At 56.8% G+C, this 21,283-nt stretch carries 20 protein-coding genes; 14 read left to right on the forward strand and 6 right to left on the reverse strand.

The window, feature by feature from the left end; all coding sequences use genetic code 11:
- Positions 1-102 precede the first annotated feature (102 nt).
- The 3 genes from H2O65_RS05230 to H2O65_RS05240 all read left to right on the forward strand — a co-directional run bounded on the left by H2O65_RS05230 (position 103) and on the right by H2O65_RS05240 (position 2,725).
- On the forward strand, positions 103-600 hold the full coding sequence (locus H2O65_RS05230) for a hypothetical protein (RefSeq protein WP_182140710.1): 498 nt from the start codon (positions 103-105) through the stop codon (positions 598-600).
- A 21-nt stretch (positions 601-621) separates the two neighbouring features.
- A complete protein-coding gene (locus tag H2O65_RS05235) occupies positions 622-1,848 on the forward strand; it encodes a glycoside hydrolase family 3 N-terminal domain-containing protein (RefSeq protein ID WP_182140711.1) in 1,227 nt (408 codons plus the stop codon).
- Positions 1,849-1,918: 70 nt separating this feature from the next.
- Positions 1,919-2,725 (forward strand): HAD family hydrolase, encoded by an 807-nt coding sequence (locus H2O65_RS05240; protein ID WP_182140712.1) that lies wholly within the window; start codon positions 1,919-1,921, stop codon positions 2,723-2,725.
- On the opposite strand, the gene H2O65_RS05245 is transcribed toward H2O65_RS05240, so the two are convergent.
- From H2O65_RS05245 to H2O65_RS05260, 4 genes are all read right to left on the reverse strand, one after another.
- Positions 2,722-4,038 carry an anaerobic C4-dicarboxylate transporter gene (locus H2O65_RS05245; RefSeq protein WP_182140713.1) on the reverse strand — a complete coding sequence of 439 codons (1,317 nt, stop codon included), beginning with the start codon at positions 4,036-4,038 and terminating at the stop codon, positions 2,722-2,724. The two genes, H2O65_RS05240 and H2O65_RS05245, sit on opposite strands and share 4 nt — an antisense overlap.
- Before the next feature lie 29 nt (positions 4,039-4,067).
- Positions 4,068-5,495 carry an aspartate ammonia-lyase gene (gene aspA, locus H2O65_RS05250; protein ID WP_182140714.1) on the reverse strand — a complete coding sequence of 476 codons (1,428 nt, stop codon included), beginning with the start codon at positions 5,493-5,495 and terminating at the stop codon, positions 4,068-4,070.
- Between the two features lie 80 nt (positions 5,496-5,575).
- Positions 5,576-7,768 (reverse strand): sugar phosphate nucleotidyltransferase, encoded by a 2,193-nt coding sequence (locus H2O65_RS05255; protein ID WP_220458707.1) that lies wholly within the window; start codon positions 7,766-7,768, stop codon positions 5,576-5,578.
- A gap of 74 nt (positions 7,769-7,842) precedes the next feature.
- Positions 7,843-9,195 (reverse strand): UTP--glucose-1-phosphate uridylyltransferase, encoded by a 1,353-nt coding sequence (locus tag H2O65_RS05260; RefSeq protein ID WP_182140715.1) that lies wholly within the window; start codon positions 9,193-9,195, stop codon positions 7,843-7,845.
- Positions 9,196-9,347: 152 nt separating this feature from the next.
- Between H2O65_RS05260 and H2O65_RS05265 the strand changes: the two genes are divergently transcribed.
- From H2O65_RS05265 to H2O65_RS05295, 7 genes are all read left to right on the forward strand, one after another.
- Entirely contained in the window at positions 9,348-10,367 is a 1,020-nt protein-coding gene (locus H2O65_RS05265; RefSeq protein WP_220458708.1) for an ABC transporter substrate-binding protein, read from the forward strand.
- Between the two features lie 43 nt (positions 10,368-10,410).
- Complete coding sequence (locus H2O65_RS05270) at positions 10,411-11,355, forward strand: ABC transporter permease (RefSeq protein WP_182140716.1); 945 nt, start codon at positions 10,411-10,413, stop codon at positions 11,353-11,355.
- A 10-nt stretch (positions 11,356-11,365) separates the two neighbouring features.
- Complete coding sequence (locus tag H2O65_RS05275; protein ID WP_182142676.1) at positions 11,366-12,157, forward strand: ABC transporter ATP-binding protein; 792 nt, start codon at positions 11,366-11,368, stop codon at positions 12,155-12,157.
- 58 nt (positions 12,158-12,215) lie between these two features.
- On the forward strand, positions 12,216-12,596 hold the full coding sequence (locus H2O65_RS05280; RefSeq protein WP_182140717.1) for a hypothetical protein: 381 nt from the start codon (positions 12,216-12,218) through the stop codon (positions 12,594-12,596).
- Entirely contained in the window at positions 12,568-14,211 is a 1,644-nt protein-coding gene (locus H2O65_RS05285; protein ID WP_182140718.1) for a CYTH and CHAD domain-containing protein, read from the forward strand. Before H2O65_RS05280 ends, H2O65_RS05285 begins: the two co-directional genes overlap by 29 nt.
- A gap of 32 nt (positions 14,212-14,243) precedes the next feature.
- Positions 14,244-15,269: a serine hydrolase gene (locus tag H2O65_RS05290; RefSeq protein ID WP_182140719.1), complete on the forward strand. Its 1,026-nt coding sequence runs from the start codon at positions 14,244-14,246 to the stop codon at positions 15,267-15,269.
- A gap of 70 nt (positions 15,270-15,339) precedes the next feature.
- Complete coding sequence (locus H2O65_RS05295; RefSeq protein ID WP_182140720.1) at positions 15,340-16,578, forward strand: multidrug effflux MFS transporter; 1,239 nt, start codon at positions 15,340-15,342, stop codon at positions 16,576-16,578.
- Positions 16,579-16,599: 21 nt separating this feature from the next.
- On the opposite strand, the gene H2O65_RS05300 is transcribed toward H2O65_RS05295, so the two are convergent.
- Both H2O65_RS05300 and dapA read right to left on the reverse strand, forming a co-directional pair.
- Complete coding sequence (locus tag H2O65_RS05300) at positions 16,600-17,967, reverse strand: DUF2252 domain-containing protein (RefSeq protein WP_182140721.1); 1,368 nt, start codon at positions 17,965-17,967, stop codon at positions 16,600-16,602.
- 77 nt (positions 17,968-18,044) lie between these two features.
- Entirely contained in the window at positions 18,045-18,914 is an 870-nt protein-coding gene (gene dapA / locus H2O65_RS05305) for a 4-hydroxy-tetrahydrodipicolinate synthase (protein WP_182140722.1), read from the reverse strand.
- Positions 18,915-19,127: 213 nt separating this feature from the next.
- Between dapA and H2O65_RS05310 the strand changes: the two genes are divergently transcribed.
- From H2O65_RS05310 to H2O65_RS05325, 4 genes are all read left to right on the forward strand, one after another.
- Complete coding sequence (locus H2O65_RS05310; protein ID WP_182140723.1) at positions 19,128-19,667, forward strand: NADPH-dependent FMN reductase; 540 nt, start codon at positions 19,128-19,130, stop codon at positions 19,665-19,667.
- A 103-nt stretch (positions 19,668-19,770) separates the two neighbouring features.
- Complete coding sequence (locus H2O65_RS05315) at positions 19,771-20,220, forward strand: MarR family winged helix-turn-helix transcriptional regulator (protein ID WP_182140724.1); 450 nt, start codon at positions 19,771-19,773, stop codon at positions 20,218-20,220.
- Positions 20,221-20,274: 54 nt separating this feature from the next.
- A complete protein-coding gene (locus tag H2O65_RS05320; RefSeq protein ID WP_182140725.1) occupies positions 20,275-20,478 on the forward strand; it encodes a hypothetical protein in 204 nt (67 codons plus the stop codon).
- A gap of 47 nt (positions 20,479-20,525) precedes the next feature.
- Positions 20,526-21,266, forward strand: coding sequence for a tyrosine-protein phosphatase (locus tag H2O65_RS05325; protein ID WP_182140726.1), 741 nt, complete (start codon positions 20,526-20,528; stop codon positions 21,264-21,266).
- Positions 21,267-21,283: the final 17 nt, after the last annotated feature.

Below are 21,283 nucleotides of genomic sequence, written 5' to 3' on the forward strand. Positions count from 1 at the left end.
GCAACTTGCTACTTGGCGTTTGCCAGCACTTTGATGCTTGGCATCACCCTGTCTGGGTGTTCCGCAACACCCTAAGGCTAGCAGTCGGATGCGGCCTCGAGCGTGCCGCGTGCAGAACAGGCGACGGAGATTGTTGAAGAGAGCGACGAGGGCGAGGAAGTCGTGGTCGCTGAACCGACAGATCCCCGTGCTTGTTTGAATGGGACTTGGCTTGCTGACAACGAGTTCTTCCTGGCGAGTTTTCGGGAGTTTGGTGATGAGCCGACCTCGGTTACCGGGGAGGTGCACCTTACTTTTGCGGCGGACGGCTCAGTGACGACCGAGTACAGCGGCTGGAGGATAACCATGGTGGTCGAGGGCGGAGAGTCGGTGATTACCCGCAATGGAGTCGATGAGGGCACTTTCACGGTTAACGACGATCGGGTGACGATTCATGAGCACAACATGGGTTCAGTTATGGCGTTGAGTGCAGCGGGTATGGAAATGGTCATTCCCCCCGAACCAGTTGACTACTCCGAAGCGCGCTACATGTGTTCTGCTTCAGAGGCCTCGATCAGTACTCCGGACGGAACAGTGCTCCTTTCGCGTGTGAGCGACTGACTTCGGTGCATACTTGGAACCGTGAACACACGCCTATCTTTGACACTTCCTTTTGCCGTTGCACTGCTACTGACCGCGTGCACGTCGCCAGATGCCGCGCCCGACGCCGGTGGAGCGGGGGACACCGCAAACGTGGCACAGTCGGCCCACGAGCAAGAAGAGATGGATGAGCCACCGACGCCGCAACAGTTGGCCGCAGCAGAAGCAGAAGAGCTGTGGCAGTCATGGGATACGCGCGCTCAAGCTGCATCGTTGCTTGTTCTTCACTATCCGGGATCCGATGCTCAGGCGACGCAGAGCTTCATCGAAACAGTTGCTCCTGCAGGGTTGATCTTGATGGGTGACAACGTTCCTGATCCCGAGGACGCCCTTGTAGAGCAGACAATGCAATGGCAGGCGGCGGCAGAATCCGCAGGGCTACCGCCGCTGGTGATTTCGATCGACCAGGAAGGCGGCCTTGTCAAACGCCTCGCGGGGGACGCGAGTGTGGGGGCCGGGGACCTGCGTGACGGCGATCCGGCTGCGGTTGAGGAGGCCTTCCGAGAGCGCGGTCAATATCTGTCGCAGCTGGGAGTGAATGTGAACTTCGGGATCGTCGCCGACTACACGGATGATTCAGCATCTTTCATTTATGACCGGGTGCTGGGTACTACTCCGTCCTCGGCAGCGGCAGCCGTGCAAGCGGCCGTGGAGGGGGAGAGAGAAGGGGGAGGGGGAACGGTTCACTCAACGATCAAGCATTTTCCGGGACATGGCCTCACCCCAGGTGATTCTCACCAAATCATTCCCGACTGCGGGCAGATAACTCAGGAAGAGTGGGCTGAGACGGCAGCCGTTACCTTTGAGGCAGGGATCAATTCTGGCACTTCGCTGGTGATGATGAGCCACATTTCCTGCCCTTGGATTGCGCAAGGCCCGACCAGCCTGCAGGCAAAATGGTATGAAATCTTGCGTGACGACCTCGGATTTGACGGGGTCATCATCACGGATGACATGTCGATGCTCACCAACTCCGGGGAAGAGACATTCGCTGATCCCGGTGCCAACGCAGTCGGTGCTATCAAGGCAGGGGCTACTTTGGTTTTATCGATTGGGGGCGAGGACGGCCCGACCGCCACTACCTACGCGCAGAGTCTCATAGATGCAATCGTCTCCGCGGTGGAGTCCGGTGAGATTCCTACTGAAGTCTTCCGCGACGCGGGGATCCGGGCGTTGTCCTTCCGCCTAGGTTTGAGCCCACAATTCTGAGTGCTACATTACCGCCCGGTACTCCAAGATGATCGGGCCCAAGAGCCATTGCGACCTGTAGAGTCGTGGCATGGATGACATTTTGCTGGTTGCCTCCGACCTCGATCGCACCCTTTTGTTGGAGGGCGGGAAGATGCCGCCGGACCTTCGAGATTACGTTCAACGGTTGAATGGACAGGGGATTGTCTTCGTTCCTGCAAGCGGACGCCCACTTGCAACTCTGAAAGAGATGTTCGACTGGCCCGACATGGACTTGGCATTCATTAGTGACAACGGTGCGGTTGTGGAATCGGGAGGAAAGATCCTGCACCAGAGCGTGATTTCTCCCGAGCAGTACTTGTCAATGGTTGAGGGCACTCTTACTTCGACAGACGGGTACCCAACACTCTGTGGAATGAATGCCGCATACCTACCCGTAGCTGCCCGTCCTCTGGCTGATCAGTTTCGCGTCTATTACAAGAATCTTGTCTTCGTGACGGACTTCGGTGGTATCGAAGAGGAGATCGTCAAATACTCGGCATACTTTCCGCACGAGGACGCGCGAGGTGCGCTTGACACCTACTTCCAGCCAACGTTCGGAGATAGTTTCACGGTGACGCTGGGAGGACCTCCGTGGGTGGACATCATGAACACCGGGGTGTCGAAGGGCAGCGCCATCGGGGTACTTTCAGAGCATCTCGGCCTTGGTCGCCACCACCTTATGGCTTTCGGTGACACCCTCAACGACTTAGAAATGCTAGCTGCCGTCGAGCACAGTTACGCCGTGGCCAATGCGGACCAAGAGATTAAGGACCAAGCCCAGTTCCTCACCGCGTCGAATGAGGAACTGGGCGTGTATCAGGTACTAGATCGCCTCTTGGATAGCCGCCGGGACTAGAAACCTCCCGTCACGAGCGGTGCTAAGCCGAAACCGAGCACAACTGCAACAGCGACTGTGACCACACCCGGGATGAAGAAGGGGTGGTTGAACACGAACTTGCCAATCCTGGTTGAGCCAGTGTCGTCCATTTCCACCGCGGCAACCACAGTCGGGTAGGTGGGAAGAACGAACAGGCCCGTAACTGCCGGGAACGATGCCACCATTACAGCGGGCGCAACGCCGATGGCTGATGCGACAGGCATCATGGCCGCGGTCGTCGCACCCTGTGAGTACAGCAGCGCTGACGCGAAGAAGAGAACCACTGCCAACAGCCATGGCGCCGACTCGATGACGCTGCCACCGACAGATGCGATCTCTTCCAAGTGACCGTTGACGAAGGTGTTCCCGAGCCAAGCGACACCAAGAACACAAATGGCGGCGCTCATGCCGCCCTTGAATGTGGACTGGGATGACACTTCATCAACGCTGATCTTGCAGGTGAGGCCGATAAGCATTGCCACCGCAAGCATGATGATCATGATTGCCGCGTTGCGAGGAACCGTTGGGTTCTCAATCAGAGCAATGGAGTCAGAAACTGCCATGGCGTAAGCCATAACCACCAGTACCCCAATGCCAAAGATCCACAGGGCGCGGGTGGCGTGAGGCTTGATCTCAATCTCTTTGAGGTCGCGTCGTTGAATCAGCCCCTGAGCCAAACGCTCCTGGTAGACCGGATCGTCGACAAGGTCTTTGCCCATCTTTGAGGCCACAAACGCCCCGACCAGCACCCCGACAAACGTAACGGGGATCATGATCGCGAGAATCTGCATGTACTCGACACCGAACTGTTCCATCTCAGTTGCCATCAACACCACTGCTGCTGAGATTGGGGAAGCCACGATGGCCACCTGTGAGGCCACAACTGCAATCGACAAGGGGCGGGACGGCCTCGTGTTCGATTCTTTTGCGACCTCGACAATAACAGGGATAGCCGAATATGTGACGTGACCGGTTCCCGTAAACACCGTCATGAAGAAGGTGACGATTGGTGCGTAGTAGGTGATGCGCTTCGGATTACTGCGCAGAACCTTCTCTGTGACCTTGACCAGATAGTCCAGCCCACCTGCAACCTGCATTGCGGCGATGGCTGAGATAACGGACATGATGATACCGATGACATCCCAGGGGATCCCCGTCATCGGATCCACTTCCAAACCGAGCAGGCCGAGGACGATTACGCCCGCGCCACCCGCGAAACCAATCCCAATGCTCCCCATCCTGGCACCCAGGAAGATGAAGATTAGAACCACTGCAAACTGTACCCAGATCATTGTTGATCCTTTCGAGTTTCGTTAGATCGTTAGTCGTCGCCGTGAAAGTATTCGCCGAAATACTGCGGCTTCAAGAGGTTATCGATAGACAGCACTTCGTCGAGCTCCTCAGGCGTCATGAGTCCGCGTTCGAGGACAACCTCGCGTACCGTCTTCCCGGTGAGGGCGCACTCTCTACCGATCTCATCGCCATTGTGATGGCCAATGATGTCGTTGAGGTAAGTAACAATGCCGATTGAGTTGTCTACGTAACTCTTGCAAACCTCTTCGTTGGCAGTGATCCCATCGATGCACTTGGTGCGAAGTACGGCGGATCCTGTCTGCAGCAACTCAGTCGACTCGAACAGACACTGAGCAATGACCGGTTCCATCACATTCAGCTCCAACTGCCCGGCCTCTGATGCAAAGGTTACTGCAACGTCGTTTCCGAAAACCTTGAAGCAGATCTGGTTCATGACCTCGGGAATCACCGGATTAACCTTTGCGGGCATGATAGATGACCCTGCCTGCATTTCAGGAAGATTGATCTCATTGAGACCGGCCCTAGGACCCGAAGAGAGAAGGCGAAGATCGTTGCAAACCATGGAGATCTTGCTTGCCGTCCTCTTCAAGGCAGAGTGGACTGAGACATAATCTCCGGTATCTGATGTGGCTGCGATTAAGTTGGTGGAACCTTTGATCGGCAACCCTGTCACCTCTGCGAGCTTGTCGACCACTATGCTCTGGAACTCTGGCGGCGTGTTGACGCCGGTACCAATGGCCGTCGCCCCTAGATTAACCGTCAGCATTAGTTCGGCCTGGCTGGTCAGGTAGTCGGTCTCTGCCCTAATGGTGGCAGCAAAACCGTGGAACTCCTGGCCAAGAGACATTGGCACAGCATCTTGAAGCTGCGTTCGCCCCATTTTGATGACCCGAGCGAACTCATCGCCCTTGCGATCCAGGGCGTCAGAGAGCTCTCCTAACTCGATACTTAGATCGTGAACCATATGGTAGATAGCCAGCCGAAGTCCTGTTGGATATGCATCATTGGTCGACTGAGACTTGTTGACGTGGTCATTGGGATTGATTACGTCGTAGCTGCCTTTCGGTAGCCCCAAGGTCTCTAGTGCCAGGTTGGCTATCACCTCATTTGCATTCATGTTGACAGAGGTTCCGGCGCCACCTTGGAACAGGTCAACTGGGAACTGATCCCTAGCGACCTGCTCATACATGATCATGTCGCAGGCCGCGGTGATTGCTTTAGCAACCTTCTTGGGGATGACACGAGCCTCCCTGTTGGCCAGAGCTTCAGCCTTCTTGACTTCGGCCATGCCCTTCATGAAACCCGGGTAGTCACCTACCACGCGCCCGCTGATGGGGAAATTTTCCACAGCGCGTTGCGTGTGCACACCCCAGTATGCATTCTCGGGTACTTCTTTTGGACCAAGTAGGTCCACTTCTATACGTGTGTTCGCCATTGAACCCGTCTCCCTTATTATCTATTACGGAATTATTCTCACTTCTTACTAACCCAACACTTCACAAACCACCCCCGTGCCTACGCGGTGACAAACCCCCGTAGCCAACTCAGCAGCTCCTCGGCTTTCACCCGGGTATCCGCTTCTACAAACAGGCGCAACACCGGTTCCGTACCAGAGAACCGGAGCAGAGCCCAGTTGTCGTTTTCCAAGAGAATCTTCGTTCCATCGGTGTGGACAATATCCACAATCTTGTATTCACCGATGTGAGTCAGTGGTTCAGACTCAAGCCGACGAGGAACCTCTAGACGCATCTCAGGCGTTGCTGGGATGCTCTCTTCCATCGAGTAAAGGCGCCCCGTGATCCCATAGATCATCTCAAGTAATTCCGACATGCTCTTGCCGGTGCGCGCCAGAATTTCGGCGACCAATGCACAGGCGAAAATGCCGTCCTTGCCGAGGATCCAGCCCCGCACGGTGAGTCCACCTGAGGACTCACCGCCCAAAACAGCGTCGATTTCTTGCATACCAGCAGTGACGTGCTTGAACCCGACCTTGCATTCCCGGTGTTCTTCTCCGAAGTGGTCGGCTAGGCGGTCCAGTAGGTGCGTGGTTGCTACGTTGCGGACAACCCCGCCTTTCTCACCCTTGTACTCGTGCAGGTACCAGTAGATCAGAAGCAACAGCTCATTTGAGGTGACGTACTCGCCATTCTCATCAACGATGCCAATCCTGTCGGAGTCCCCATCGGTAGCCATACCGAGGTCGTACTTTCCACCCCCGGACCTGATCATCTTCTTCAGGGTATCGAGACGTTCGGAATCAGGGGCCGGTGCTATACCGCCGAAGAGAGGGTTGTGGGCCGCGTGAATGAACTCTGCCTGGACGCGCATATCGGAAAGAATGGTCCCCAGAGTCAATTGGCTGGTGCCGTACATTGGATCAACTGCAACCCGAAGGTCTGATCCACGCAGCAGCTCCCAGTCAATGATCTGCTCGATTGCGTCAATATAGGGGTCGGTCAGAGGGGTCTCATCGATAACTCCCGCGGCTCTCGCAAGGTCGAGGTCGAGCGTGACAACATCCTCAACGCGTAACGAGTTCGCCTCATCCTGGTAGCGGTCGGTCTCGGCATCCAATGGAAGCGAACCATCAGCGCGGAAAACTTTCACTCCGTTCCAGTTCGGCGGGTTGTGCGAGGACGTGATCATCACGCCGTAAGCGGACTCAGTGTATGGCGCTGCGAAGGTTACCAGCGGGGTTGGTACGTCGTCTGGCAGCAGTCGAACCGGGATATTGTTGCCGGCGAAAACCTCTGCCGCGGCTTCGGCTGACTCCCGAGAGAGGAACCTGCGGTCCCCGCCGATAACGACACCCATGTGGTCAATACCCTGGCGCGTGGCTTCATTAGCTATGGCCTGACACAATCTGCGCAGGTTGCCAAGCGTGTATCCCTCACCAATGATGGCTCGCCATCCACCAGTGCCAAACTTGATGGTGGTATCCGTGTCCTTCTTGGGCACAAAAAGGCGTTTGAGGACAATATCTGCGGCCTGCGCCAAACCTTCCTCGGTGTTGATGCCCTGTACTTCGTCGGTGTCATAGATGCGGTACGAAACGACCCCGTGGTCTGAACCCAGGAAGCTACGCGCAACTTCGGTGAGGCGATGCTCCCCACGGCTGGCAAGGTCGTCAATCTTCTCAAGGAGTACATCCGGCGCTGCTACGTATGACCCGACATTGACCTCCGCAATTCCCGCGTCTTTTGACGTCAAGTCCTCTGGTTCAACAATGGCAGTGATTCTGCCGTCGGAGTCACGCTCAATGCGGCCGTAGGGGAGAGGCTGATCCATTCGTGCTGTGAGCAGTGAGAAACCTGCTTTTTTCAGGTTGTGCCGGTTGAGAAGCCCCCGCAGGGATGCGGGACGAAGAAGTGGAGTGTCCGCGTAGGTAACTAGGAGCTGCTCGGTGTCGTCAGGAATCACGCCCCGCGCGGCTGCGACTGCGTTGCCTGTTCCCAAAGGTTCTTCTTGGACCACATAGGTAAGGTCTTCTCCAAGGGCCTCGCGAATCCTCTGATCTTCGGGAGCGATGACAACAATGATTCTCTCAGCGGGGAGAACTTGGCGAAGATTCTGCACAGCCAGAGCGGCCACCGTCGAGTCAGAGAGCTCCGCATGGAGCAACTCCCGTGATTCGTCGTCACCCCCGGCTGCAAGAATGATTGCGGTTGTTACAGGGCGATCTGAACCGATTTTCGAAGCCGTGGCCATCAAGTTCCTTCTTCTACTCCGTGCGGATGCGGTCTGCAACCAATCCTAATGACCAAACGTGAGGGTGGTTGAATCTATTGGTAGATGCCGCCCTCTTTACCGAGCAGAACATCACCTTCAACAGTGGACCCGGGCACAAAGTACCAGTCGCCCTCGACCCTCAAAGAAGTTGCGCGGCGCATTGACGGAGATTTCGGAATGCGACTCTCGTACTGGTCAAGATGTGCGTAGTAGGTGGCTTCCAAATCGACTCGTGGCGTGGTTTCCGTAGTCAATTCAAGACCGCAGTCGTCCCCCATCTCATAGAGGTTCGAACGGAGCAGAAGGAGCTCATTGGTTGTCTTGACTGGGAGGAAGCGGCTGCGGGGAACAAGAATTGCTTGCGCGTCCTCGAACACTTCTATTGCTGAGCCCATCGCTGTTTCAAGCTGTACCACCGTCAGCGTTTCATCCTCGCCCTGGTCAACGTTCTTGATGTTTCTTATCAGGGGGAGACCGAGGATCGAGTCGCGACTGGTGAGGGCATCCCGGAGGCGGGGCAGATTGAGCCACAGGGTGTTCGTGTTGAAATATGGGTGCAGGTCGATATCTTCGAACGCCGCCCGATCTCCGTCGGCGGTCTGGGCGGACTCGCGGAGGATAAGTGCGCCGTCTCCCCGCCGTCGCGCTAGATGACCGCCCTTGCGATCATTGGACGTCCTCGTGCACACCTCCATTGCGAATGTTGCTGCCGTCGATGCGAACCACGCCGCAATGTTGCCATCCGGGAGCGCTCCTAGGTTGTCACCGTTTGAGACCTGTGCGAACTCGAACCCCTGGTTGATTAGGAGGTCGAGGATGCCGGACGATTCCAGCGAGACGAAGAGATCACCGTGGCCCGGAGGACACCACTCGTCATCGGGACTCTCCGGCACGCTGATGGGTAGCAAACTCTCGGCATCGAGGCGGGGTTCTTTGCTCTGGAGAAAACTCAGTGGCAGACCTTCCACCGGGAGATCTGTGAACTGGGACAGGCATTCCAAGGTATCCGTATTCGTCCTGTAGGAGTTCATGAAGATAAGCGGTAGCGTCGCCGAGTACCTGCGTCTTGCGTGCCGGGTCTGGCAGGCAATGATCTCCAGGAAGTTCTTCCCATCACGGACCGGAATCAGCGTCTTGGCTCGCTCTAACCCCATTGAGGTTCCCAGGCCCCCATTGAGACGTAGCAACGCGGTCTTACGCATGGCATCACGTTGCGCGTCCGCCGTGAAGTCGAGAGTGTTTGCCACAACTGGGTCTAGAAACGGCTCAATCTCCTCTTCGCTGATCAATCCCAGATCGCCGGATTGCAGCTGCTGGAAGTAGTGGGAAAATACTCTGATTGCGCCCGGCGCAACGCCCGCCGCAGCCATCTTGTCCTGGGCGTGTGTTAGTGCAAGGTCTGTCATGTCGGCTCCCTTCGTAAGCTCCAGGGTAGTTCACTCACTGGACGGTCCCGAGGGCGGCGGCGATGAGACCCTTATGATCGCTAAGTTGTTCCGCGTCGTTGTAGCCGCTAGGCCGCAGCCAAGTTCGATTCAGGTGACCTGGAGGTAGGATTTTGAAAAAGCTCTCTTCGCTAGCGGTCTTAGGTATCGCAGGCATGCTTGCACTGGGTGCGTGTAGCACCAACTCGGCCGCGCCCGAATCCGGCGAATCTACTGGTGAGGCCGGGAACGAGGCGGCCGATGACACGACGTACGTGATCGGCATCAGCCAACTGATGGATCACCCTTCTCTCACAGCAGCAGCGGACGGGTTCAAAGCAGCACTCGAGGAATCGGGGCTCAACGTGACGTTCGATGAGCAGAATGCGAACGGTGACCAATCAACGGCGGCCTCGATTGCAGGATCATTCAAGTCTTCGAATGTCGACCTCGTCCTCGCCATTGCAACACCCACGGCTCAGGCAGCCGCGCAGGCTATCACAGACACACCGGTCTTGTTCACCGCAGTGACTGACCCTGTCGACGCAGGCTTGGTGGATAGCTGGGAAGCTCCAGGGGGCAACGTTACCGGGACCTCTGATGCCAACCCCGTGAAGGAGCAGCTGGAGCTCATCGAAGAGATCGTTCCCGGAGTGAAGACAGTTGGAGTTGTCTATTCCCCGGGGGAGGCCAACTCTCTTGTCCAGGTTGGCTGGGCCAAGGAAGCAGCCGGTGAACTGGGACTGGAGATAGTGGAGGCACCAGCCATGAGCTCCCAGGATGTGCTGCAGGCTACCGAATCTCTTGGCGATGTTGACGCGATCTATGTGCCCACTGACAACGTAGTTGTCACGTCTTTTGAAACCGTGTTGCAGGTTGGCGAAGCCAAGAAGATCCCCGTCTTTGGTGCCGAGGGCGACACTGTAGCGCGTGGCGCGATTGCCACATACGGCCTCGACTACTACCAACTGGGCTACCAGACAGGTCAGATGGCTGTGCAGATTCTCAAGGATGGGAAGAGCCCTGAAGAGATTGCAGTCGCGACCTCGGCGGAGCCGGCTCTATACCTCAACCTGGGGGCAGCACAGCGTATGGGTGTGGAGATTCCGGTGAATATTGTTGAAGAAGCAGATCCCGCGAACATAACCGAATAGACGCCAGCAAGCTGGGCGTCAATTTGAGAGGTGGCTGAAGCCAGTGATAACCGCTGTTGAGTTGGGCCTGATATATGCCATTATGGCTCTCGGCGTCTACCTCACCTTCCGAGTCCTTGAGTTTCCCGACCTGACGGTCGACGGCAGCTTCGCAACCGGAGCTGCCGTATCGGCGACACTAATCCTCAGTGGAACGAACCCGGTTCTGGCGATTGCTTCGTCGTTTGTTGCCGGGCTGGCCGCCGGACTTGTTACGGGCATTCTCAACACCAAGGGGAACATCGACGGACTCCTGGCCGGTATTCTCACCCAGATCGCGCTCTATTCGATCAACCTGCGGATTATGGGGACTTCGAACCTGGGGCTTCTTCGGGCAACCACCATTTTCACCCCTCTGCGCGATGGTGGGTTGCTGGGAACGTGGTACGGACCGCTGGTAATGACCCCATTTGTTCTGGTTGTTTTGGCGGGGCTGATTTGGTTCCTTCACACCAATGTGGGACTTGGGTTGCGCGCATCCGGGGATTCACCAGAAATGGTGCGTTCATTCGGGGTCTCTACGGACACTCAGAAGATCCTGGGCTTGTCTCTGTCTAATGGCCTGGTTGCGATTTCGGGGTCGCTGGTTGCGCAGTATCAGGGCTTTGCGGATGTGGGGATGGGAATCGGCATCATCGTTGCCGGGCTGGCTTCTGTCATCATTGGCCAAGCCATCCTGGGGCGCACAACAATTTGGCGTGCGGCAACGGCAGTGGTTGTGGGCGCGGTGATCTACCGGGTGGTAATCCAGCTTGCTTTGATCCTTGGCTTTAACCCCAACGATATGAAGCTGATCTCCGCGGTAATTGTTGTGTTCGCGCTGTTGGTTCCACAGTGGAAAATTCCGGCTCGTTTGCACCGGCTGTTTGGTTTGGGGCGGCGTAGCCCAGACGACAGGATGACGGATCGCCTGGTTCGTGAAAATGCTGCTTTGGAAGAGGACAACTGACATGGCGACCATGCTGGAGTTAGAAGCCGTCTCTAAGACATTCCTTCCCGGAACAGTCAACGAACGACGTGCCCTCTCAAACATCAACCTCAGCCTTGAGGACGGCGAGTTCGTCACGGTGATTGGTTCCAACGGTGCGGGGAAGTCCACGCTGCTCAATGTCATCGCGGGGTCCATCAAACCGGACGTTGGAAGGGTGACGATCGACGGAACCGATGTCTCCCGTCTCAAGGATTTTCAACGTGCCAAGTACATGGGCAGGGTCTTCCAGAATCCGTCTCTTGGAACCGCGCCCCACATGACGATTGAGGAGAACCTCTCGATTGCGTCGAACCGCGGCGAGCGCCGTACATTGGGTCTTGGTATAACAAAGAAGAAGAAGGCTGAATACGTCCGGCAGCTTCGGACCTTGGATCAGGGGTTGGAGACTCGCCTCAGGGACTGGGTGGGTTTGCTCTCGGGAGGACAGCGGCAATCTCTATCCCTTCTCATGGCGACTTTCACCAGCCCGAAGATTCTGCTTCTTGACGAGCATACGGCCGCACTGGACCCCCAAAGGGCCGAAATTGTCACGGAACTGACAGGACGTCTCGTTGCCGAGCATAGGCTGACAACGTTGATGGTGACACACAACATGGAGCAGGCTCTGTGTCTGGGTAACAGGCTGATCATGATGCACCAGGGAGAGATAATCTTCGATGTTGAAGGGGACGTCAAGCGTGAAATGACCGTCCTTGACCTGCTTGACCAATTTGAGAAGATCAAGGGTGCGCAGCTCTCGGATCGTTCGCTGTTGCAGTGATACTCTCGTCTACACCCGTGAGTTGAACTTCAACTCGGCCCCGTACGAAAGCCCGCAGATGAATCATAAGCTGTCCGCGTTAGCAGTCGCGTTGCCCCTCTTGGTTGGAGCTGGACTTACTGCCTGTGGGTCGCCCTCCACCGAAGCAGCGTGTGAGGGGGAGTGGGGCCTGGCGCAGATGTCCATGAGCGGTGACATCGTCGGTGAAGAGGAGATGGCTCAGTTGGAGTCTCTAGGCCTGACAATTGAGTTGTCGATGAAGGCAGACGGTGCAGCGGAACTTCTCTTCCTCGGGGAGGCAGAAACCGGAACTTGGCGCGCAACGTCTTCGGGTTGCGTTCTGGAGTTTGCGGGGGAGGAGATTCCGGTGGGGGTTAGCGGTGATGCTCTCACCATGGAAGACAGTGGGAGTGTGGTCACTTTTGCCCGAACTCAGTAGCGGGTCACAGGGGCTACTGCCGCTTTTTGAGGCCGACGCCGACGTTGAGGTGAAAACGCCCGGGAAAAGCTCTGCAATGTCAGCCGACGTCTCTGAAGAGATTGAGGTTGAGGCAAAGTTTATCTTCGGCCGTGACAGTGCACTGCCGGATCTCTCTCAAGTTGCCCCACTTGGGCCAATAGCGGTGAGTAACCTCAACGCCCTCTACTTTGACACACCGGAACTGCAACTGCTGACTCTCGGTGTGGCGCTTCGACGTCGCTCCGGTGGCACAGATGCGGGTTGGCACCTCAAAATGAAGAGCGAGGCCGACGGGGAGAAGATCGAGGTTCACGCACCGATCACAGGGGCACGACCGCCAATGTCGCTTCGTAATGCTCTTCCAGAATCTGTCCGCATGAGCCCCCTCTTGCCTGTTGCACGCCTAGAGACGCGCAGAGTTGAAACGCCTCTCCTTTCACCACGAGGAGCAGTACTCGCAACGCTGTGTGATGATGAGGTCCGCGCAGACACTTCGCTCGAGGCCGCAAGTGGAGAGAGCGAGCGGCCGTTTGCGACGTGGCATGAGGTTGAGGTGGAACTTGGCATGGGTGACCGGCGAGTTTTGACTCACCTGTCGAGAGTGCTGCTCAGCTCCGGTTTGCTTGCCGCCCCTTATGGTTCAAAGATTTCACGGGCGTTGGAGAAGTGGCCGCGGTCCGTTTGGAACGAGCAGAAAACCCCCACAAGCACCCTCGCGGTTCAGGGCTATGTGTGTCGTCAAGTTGGGCTTCTCCAAGCGCTTGAAGACGGGGTTCGCTCTGGCGAAGAAGATGCCGTCCACAGGTCCAGGGTTGCAGCTCGCAGGCTTCGCAGCACCCTGGGGACGTTCCCCATACTATTTCCTGAGTCCCTTCGGTCCCACCTCACTTCTGAGCTCAGATGGTACGGGGGAGTGTTGTCAGAGCTGCGGGATACACAGGTTCTGCAAGAGAAGCTTTCCCTTGAGTCCGAGGGGGGCATCGCAGGTCAAGGAGTCGATGTCGTCTTCAACTGGCTGGACGAGGACGAGGCCGTTGCTGTGGAAGTCGCCAGGGAGGAGCTGGCTAGTCCACGATTCGAACTGCTGCACGACCTCCTTGTTCTGCTAGTAGATCCACGTCGGCGGAAGGCCGGCCCAGCTATGCCTGGTGACCTGGTGGAGGTACTGCTCGGAACAGGTTGGGCGCGGCCGATTGGACGTACGTGCTCAAGGATGTTGCGTGCATTAGAGGAAGGGGACAACCCCGACCTTCTCGCTCAGGGCATGCAGTGGCACACGGTTCGCAAAGCAGCAAAGTCCGTGCGTTATGCATATGAGGCGCTTCTCGGTGAGGATGCGCAACGTACTTCTGTGTGGCGGCAAGTGACGTCAACTCTGGGAGACCTGCAGGATTCGGTATTTGCCATCAACACTCTGGGGAGTCTCAGAGAGCAGGTACCATCGCGTGTCACGGACGGAGATGATTCGAGCGTCAGCAACGCCATCGCAGGGCTCATGGAGGTTCAGTACGGAAGGCTCTCAACCCAAATCGCAAGTTCCGAACTTGCACTGCAGCAAGCACTTTCCCAGTCGGTGGGCACTTCGTGCCCGTAGGGAGGGGCCGAACTAGGTGGCGATCGTTTGTCGTGGCGACGCTGCTTTTCGGCATCTACACATCGCTCATCATGACGCTGACACCGCCGACTCCGGATGCTAGTGGACAAGACGGGGATCTGCTCGGCACCGCTGTCGCTGAAGAGCGGGCGGTGCAGATGCCGCCTTCAGTACAGGATTTTCAGGACCTCCAAGAGCTCACAGCGGAGGCGCAGATGCTGGTGGAGAGCGCGGAAGCCAATAGGTTCCCCACTGCTGTGTCCAGAGACCTTGAAGCAGCACTGATATCGGCTCGAGAGCTACAGATGGCTCCGTTCCCCAAGCGAGGCGAAGTCTTGGCTACCGCCCGTGATCTAGCCGCCATCATCAAGCAGGAACATGACAACGAGTTCCGCCGTCGGGAGTTGGGGGAGAAGATCGAAAAACTCGCGGAACCCGCCTCCATTGCAGTAGTTGCGTACGATGTGACGGGCGAAAAGGTGCTTGTGGAGCTTAATGAAGACCAGCAGTTCGCCTCGGCAAGTACCTACAAACTCTTTGTTGCATACTCAATGTTTGAAGCGGTGAACGGAGGGGAATGGGACTGGGAGGACAGACTCTTAGGATCCCGCACCCTTGGCCAGTGCTTTGACGACATGATCATCGAGTCAGACAACGAGTGTTCTGAGCGGTGGCTGGAACTCGTTGGACCCGCGACAGTGCAGAAGCAGATGACGCAGCTTGGCCTCACTGACACAAATGTCGAGTGGTCCGCCATGCGGACAACGGCTAGCGATCTGGCTCACTTCCTTAGTGAGGTTGTCGTCGGCGATGCTCTGAATGGAAACGACCTCGCCCGCCTTGGGGACGCGATGGAGCAGCAGGAATTCCGCGAGGGAATCCCGGCGGGAGTTGGTTCCGCTGTTGTCTGGGACAAGGTTGGCTTCCTAGACCAGTACCTGCACGACGCCGCCGTTGTGAAGTCCGACAAAGGCGAGATGATCCTGGTGATTTTGACCGCAGGAGGTTCTTGGGAGACGATAGCGGAGGCTGCCTACGCCGTTTACGACTCCTACTAGGAGCGGGGCCCTCATGGGCGCCCTCAAACCGGTTTTTGGGCGATACTACTACGCCTGAAAGGCTAACAAAATGTCAGGGCCTAATGTCCCTAACCTCGGTGATTCTCTTTCTTCCCGCAGAAGACTGGCCTACATCCTTGTCCTAGGTGCCTTGACGGCATTGGGCCCGTTTACCGTGGATATGTATCTTCCAGCATTCCCGGTGTTAGAAGCTGACTTTGCAGTGGACGCTACCGTCGTGCAGCTAACCCTCACGGGCACAATGGTGGGGTTTGCGGTCGGTCAATTGTTCGTCGGACCGCTGTCGGACAGAGTGGGACGCCGATATCCCTTGGTATTGGGTACATGCATACATGTTCTTGCATCGGTTGGCATTGCGCTTGCGCCTTCGATTGCCATTGTTGGAATCCTCCGTGTGCTTCAGGGGTTCGGTGCGGCTGCTGGTGGTGTCGTCGCAATGGCAACCGTCAGGGACTTGTTTGCGGGACGCGCATTGGTACGCATGCTGAGCCGAATGGCCCTTGTCAACGGGCTGGCTCCCGTTATTGCACCGATTTTGGGGTCCTGGCTACTCACCGTGACCTCCTGGCGGGGAATCTTCTGGGTACTGGGCTCCTATGGCGTCCTTGTAGTGATAGCGGTGGCGTTCTTTGTGGTTGAAACGCTTCCAAAAGAGCGCCGCTCCCGAAACCAGAAGACACTGCGCCAGCGTTATGCGATCCTGTTCCGCGATCGAATCTATGTTGGTGCGGTTCTGATTGCCGCAATGACGTTCACGGGCCTCTTTGCATATCTGTCGACTGCGCCGTTCCTTTTCCAACAGGTTTACGGCTTCGATGCACGTCAGTTTGGAATGCTCTTCGCAATTAACTCGGTTGCAGTGATCATCGGGGTTCAGACCAGTTCTCGGCTCATGGACCGCTTTGGGGTCGGCCCGCAGTGGATTCTTGTTGGGACGACATCGACACAAATGGTCCTTGCCGTGATCATCATCCTTGATGGCCTTGCCGGGTTCGGAATGTGGGGGACTGCGATCCCGCTGTGGTTCTTCGTTCTGTGCTGCGGTTTTGCGTTCCCAACCCAGCAGGTTCTTGCCCTGTCGCGTCATGGTGATCAGGCTGGTACTGCGGCCTCAATCCTGGGCGCGATGAACTTCGGAACCGCTGGGATTCTCTCTCCAATAATCGGCTTGCTCGGTGTGGGGAGCCCGATTCCGATGGGTGGAGTCATGGGGATCTCAGCACTGCTCGGAGCCATCTTCCTCTGGACGCTGGTGCGCCCTCGGTCGGTTCCCGGTCTCCTGGACTGAAGCGCGGTTTCTAGATCGAGGTTACGTGGCGGGCTCTTCCATAGCCACGGAAACTCTTCCGTCCTCGATCGCCTCCAGATAGCGTCTGTAGTCACGGGAGACCTGCTCAGAGTACTTGGTGCACCACGACAGTATTGCGACATCGAAGGCATCTGTGTCACCTATGTAGCCCCCAACCCAGTGTGCGTAGGGGCTTTGTGAATGAGCCCGCGCGAGCAAGGTTGTGCACAGGCGCACGTAGTTCTTGAGGGTTTCGACGTCCATGGTCGTCGTGTCGAAACTGCCTTTCGCATCGCGGTACTGGCGTACGTAATAGCTCCGCCCGCCCTGGGTGATATGGCCTAAGAACGGGTCGGAAACAGCTTGAAGAATCCGCTGGTGGGTGACTACTCGGTCGCCCCCCGACATGTCTTTGGTGAGTGTTTGCGGCGTCGTCATGTTCGGTTCGGAAAAGTGTGTCACGACGGACTCGCCCGCTTCTTTGATCTGAAGGACCATTCCGTTGCCCTCGGGGCCAGTGAGTGCCACCAGGTAGCAGCGAGTCCCGACCGAGCCCACGCCGACAACCCGCATCGCTACGTCCGTGATCTCGTAGCGCGAAAGCAGGAAGCCAATCTCCGAGAGGGCCGAGTCGCGGTACTGGAGGAACAGCTCTTCAAAGTCCCGCTGCGACATTTCACCAGTGTGAGTGAGGATGGGAGGATCATCTTTGAAACGGAGGAACCCCATTCGGTCGGGTGTCATGAGGTGCGCGATTGTGCGATCCGCGTCGCGTTTGCGTGCTTTCTGTGTCGTCTTGGTGAAGCCGCGGAGGCCTCCCTCACGAACGCTCGCAGCGATAGTGGTTGAATCCACCGAAACATAGTGGCGTTCGAGGGCGGGCTTTGCAAGCATTTCTTGCATCGCGGTGCGGTACGTCTTGGCGCCGTTCTGCGCGATATCGGAGACCTCGTCAGGGGACGCGCCTATCTCTTTGGCCGTAAGGATCGCGGAGGTGAGAAGCCTCTTGACGTCCCACTCCCATGGCCCAGGTGCCGCCTCATCGAAATCATTGAGGTCAAACATGAGTCGGCGTTCAGGTGAGGCATAGAGTCCGAAGTTGTTGATATGGGCATCACCGCAGATCACCAGCTGGGTATCCGTCTGCGCCTGCAACGCGAGGTCGTGGGCCATTAGACCAGCAGATCCGCGGAAGAAGGCGAACTCGCTGGCAGACATTCGTTGGTGGCGAAGCGGAACCAGGCGTGCCAGACGTCCTTCATCGCGCCTCTGAATCATTGCGGCAGGATCTCGATCGAGGGCGGTAAACTCGCCCAGAGCCTTACGGGGGATAGCTTTACGTGCCAGACGCCCTCGAATTCGCTGCGCCTGCGCTGATTCAGTTGTCATAGCCGTGCGAACCTTGCCTGTTGTGTGAAAAATACCTGTGCTGAGGTGATTATAGGTGCTGGCAGGCTCGCAGTGACCTACTCGATACCGAGTCCTTGCAGCTCTGCAAACAGGGGTTGAGCCTCTTCATCGGTCAGAGGAACCAGCGGGAGTCGCAACTCATTCTTCATCAACCCTATGTGGGCCAGGGCTGCCTTGACGGGGAGGGGGCTGACCTGAGCAAAGAGGAGGTCGATAAGCGGAGCATACTGCTGAGCGAGGGCAAGACTTGAAAGCCAATCGCCCTCGTCAAAAAGACGGATGATGTCATGCATTGGTCGAGGTATAAGGTTTGAGGCGACTGAAATCACGCCTGCCCCGCCGAGGGTCAAGAATGGGTACGTGAGGTCATCGTTACCCGAGTAGATCGCCAGCGAATCGGAGCAAAGGCGAAAATCCTCCAGAATCTGACTCATCGAAGGATTCGCCTCTTTAAGGGCGACGATGCGCTCGTGAGAAGCAAGTCGAGCGGTGGTGGTGGGAGCTATGTTCAGTCCGGTTCTGGAAGGGACGTTATAGATGATCAGGGGAAGGTCCACTGCGTCGGCAATCGCGCTGTAGTGCGCGACCAGCCCATCTTGCGTGGTCTTGTTGTAGTACGGGGTGACACCTAGGAGTCCATCCGCACCCAGATCAGCCATTGCTCGGCCGCAGTCGATGACGTGAGCGGTATTGTTTCCGCCTATACCTGCGTAGACGGGAAGGCCACCTGAGTGTTGGACGACGAAGGAGACAACATCGCACTGCTCCTCAAAGGTGAGCGTCGAGGGTTCACCCGTGGTGCCACACGCAATGAGAGCAGCCGTTCCGCCCTCGACTTGGGCATTGAGAAGAGCTTCGAGAGAAGCCCAGTCGACTGAACCCTCATGAAATGGGGTAACAAGCGCGGTCCCTGATCCACGAAACATCACGGCAGCTCCTTTCGGCGATAGGCTGCGACAACCACTCTAACAACCACCTTGTTGTGGAGAGAGCGACCGACAGAACCTGAGAAAAAGTGACGGACAGCTCTGGCGTAAAACTATATGCAGATGCATAATGGTTGCTTAGGAGCGGGACGGAAGTCCTGGAGCAGATGCCTCCATTGCTCTGACTAATTTTCACTAGAAGGAAGTCCTGAAATGACCAAGATCGCTGTGCTCGTTGGCTCGCTCAGTAAGAACTCCATCAACAAGAAGCTGGCTAATGCTCTGGAATCTGTTGCGCCCGAGGGCGTAGAATTCACAACTGTCGACGTGGATCTGCCCCTCTACAATTACGATTTTGATGGCGCCTACTCAGAGGGCCCAGCCCTGTTGAAGCAGCAGATCGACGAGGCCGATGGGGTGCTGTTCGTGACCCCTGAGTACAACCGCTCCTTCTCCGGTGTCATGAAGAATGCCATCGACTGGGGTTCACGTCCCTGGGGAAAGAGCTCATTCAACGGCAAGCCCGCGGCAATCGCTGGTGCTTCCATCGGGGATCTCGGTACAAGTCAAGCTCAACAGGCTTTGCGCAACGTCCTGTTATTCCTCAACATGCAGGTGATGGGTCAGCCGGAAGCGTACCTGAACATCAACAAGGTTCTGAACGAGGACGGGACGATCGCTCAGGGATCCGTTGATTTCCTTACCGAATACATCGCAGCAGTTGCTGCTCACGTAGAGAAGAACAAGGCCTAATCTAGGTATCAATTGTGAAGTGCAGGTGCGGGCCTGAGAATGTTCGACACCTGCACTTCGGTTTATCTGCTGACGGGTCTTTGGGTTAGAAGGTGAGGCAATCATGGAGAAACTCTCGCGCAACCAGTTGGGAGCCGCTTCAAACACGTGGGAATCGTTCTTACGGGTCTACAGTCGACTAAACCGCGAGTTCATTGCGGATGGTAGCTTTGGTGACTTGCCGATGCGGGAGTATGACATCCTCTACGCGCTGTCTAGAGCAGCAGATTCACTTACCCAGTCCGAGCTCCTTGACAAGGTAGTTCTGAGCCAGCCTGCTCTATCCCGCATGCTGAAGCGCATGGAAGAGCAGGGCCTGATTGCACGATGTCGACATGGAGTTGACGGACGAGCTTCCCTTTTCTCTCTGACACAAGCGGGCAGGGAGATCCAGCGCGTAGTCGGTCGAGCGCACGGAGTAGCGGTCGCCGAAAGGCTTCATTCAAGGCTTAGCGATGAGGAGGTAGATCAGCTGGGGACGCTGTGTCGCAAGCTGTTGACGTCAGGGGACTAGCGTCGCTCCAGAGTATGCTGGGAGCAGTATCTGTGCGGAAGTGGAGGGCTGCCGGTGGACCCAGCAATTAGACAGGCTATTACGTGGGCTGTGCTGTGTGTATCCGTTGTGATGGGCGTCTTCACCTGGGTTGATATCGCGGAGGGCACCACAAGCACTGCGATGTGGCTCAACGGGGTAGCCTGGCCGGTGGTGGCGCTACTGAGCGGGTGGGTTCTGCGAAAGAACCCCTACAACTCACCAGATCGCGAAGACTAGCGCCAACTCGTGGTGAGGCGAAGAGACTCGAGGGAGAGGCTTGACCGATGACCATCATCAAATATGACTTGAGCGGTTTCTACAATCTCCGCGATGGGGGCGGCCTCAATGCCTCTGATGGGCGTCTGCGCACCCTGCGTCTGCTTCGCTCAGACCAACCTGCTGCTCTTGACAGTCAGGATGCGGACTTCCTAAGGGATCTGCCCGTGAGGAGTATCATCGATCTTCGCACCGAGGTTGAAGTCATGATGGAGCCATCCTTGTTTAAAAAGGGTGGGTTCGCCGTCGAGAAGCACTCGATCATGGCGGGCTCCCCAGCCTCGATGATTGAGGGAGACATGACGGTCTCGAAGATGTACCAGGAGATGCTCAAGGAGGGCGGGAGAGCTTTTGCAAAGGCTGTTACGGCCGCTGCGAAAGGACTTGGTCAGGGAAGCGTCATCATTCATTGCACCGCTGGTAAAGACCGCACGGGCATCACAGTCGCCCTCATCCAAGAGCTCCTAGGGGTTTCCCGCGATGACATTGTTTCTTCATATGCGCTGACGCAGGACAACCTTGAGGGCGCTTGGCTTGAGCAGAAGATCAAGCTCGTCAGCGAGATTGTCGGCAAGAAAGAAGCAGATAAGTTGGCACCTCTCATGTCCCAGTCGCCGCCACAAGCTATGGTCGACGCGCTGACGTATATGGATGAGCACTTTGGGAGTCCCTATAACTACCTGATCAAACACCACATGGATGCGGGGGTTGTTGACCAGTTACGTGGTTCCCTAGTCGACTCCCAGTAGTTTTCCGGGCCCAGCTC

The sequence above is a fragment of the Schaalia sp. JY-X169 genome (genome assembly GCF_014069575.1).
GTDB lineage: Bacteria > Actinomycetota > Actinomycetes > Actinomycetales > Actinomycetaceae > Scrofimicrobium.

What these genes read in the sequence shown, in the direction of transcription:
- H2O65_RS05240 (WP_182140712.1), top strand. Translation starts at nt 1,919, where the DNA reads ATGGATGACATTTTGCTGGTTGCCTCCGACCTCGATCGCACCCTTTTG.
- H2O65_RS05245 (WP_182140713.1), bottom strand. Translation starts at nt 4,038, where the DNA reads ATGATCTGGGTACAGTTTGCAGTGGTTCTAATCTTCATCTTCCTGGGT.
- aspA (WP_182140714.1), bottom strand. Translation starts at nt 5,495, where the DNA reads ATGGCGAACACACGTATAGAAGTGGACCTACTTGGTCCAAAAGAAGTA.
- H2O65_RS05255 (WP_220458707.1), bottom strand. Translation starts at nt 7,768, where the DNA reads ATGGCCACGGCTTCGAAAATCGGTTCAGATCGCCCTGTAACAACCGCA.
- H2O65_RS05260 (WP_182140715.1), bottom strand. Translation starts at nt 9,195, where the DNA reads ATGACAGACCTTGCACTAACACACGCCCAGGACAAGATGGCTGCGGCG.
- H2O65_RS05275 (WP_182142676.1), top strand. Translation starts at nt 11,366, where the DNA reads ATGCTGGAGTTAGAAGCCGTCTCTAAGACATTCCTTCCCGGAACAGTC.
- H2O65_RS05280 (WP_182140717.1), top strand. Translation starts at nt 12,216, where the DNA reads ATGAATCATAAGCTGTCCGCGTTAGCAGTCGCGTTGCCCCTCTTGGTT.
- H2O65_RS05295 (WP_182140720.1), top strand. Translation starts at nt 15,340, where the DNA reads ATGTCAGGGCCTAATGTCCCTAACCTCGGTGATTCTCTTTCTTCCCGC.
- H2O65_RS05300 (WP_182140721.1), bottom strand. Translation starts at nt 17,967, where the DNA reads ATGACAACTGAATCAGCGCAGGCGCAGCGAATTCGAGGGCGTCTGGCA.
- dapA (WP_182140722.1), bottom strand. Translation starts at nt 18,914, where the DNA reads ATGTTTCGTGGATCAGGGACCGCGCTTGTTACCCCATTTCATGAGGGT.
- H2O65_RS05310 (WP_182140723.1), top strand. Translation starts at nt 19,128, where the DNA reads ATGACCAAGATCGCTGTGCTCGTTGGCTCGCTCAGTAAGAACTCCATC.
- H2O65_RS05315 (WP_182140724.1), top strand. Translation starts at nt 19,771, where the DNA reads ATGGAGAAACTCTCGCGCAACCAGTTGGGAGCCGCTTCAAACACGTGG.
- H2O65_RS05325 (WP_182140726.1), top strand. Translation starts at nt 20,526, where the DNA reads ATGACCATCATCAAATATGACTTGAGCGGTTTCTACAATCTCCGCGAT.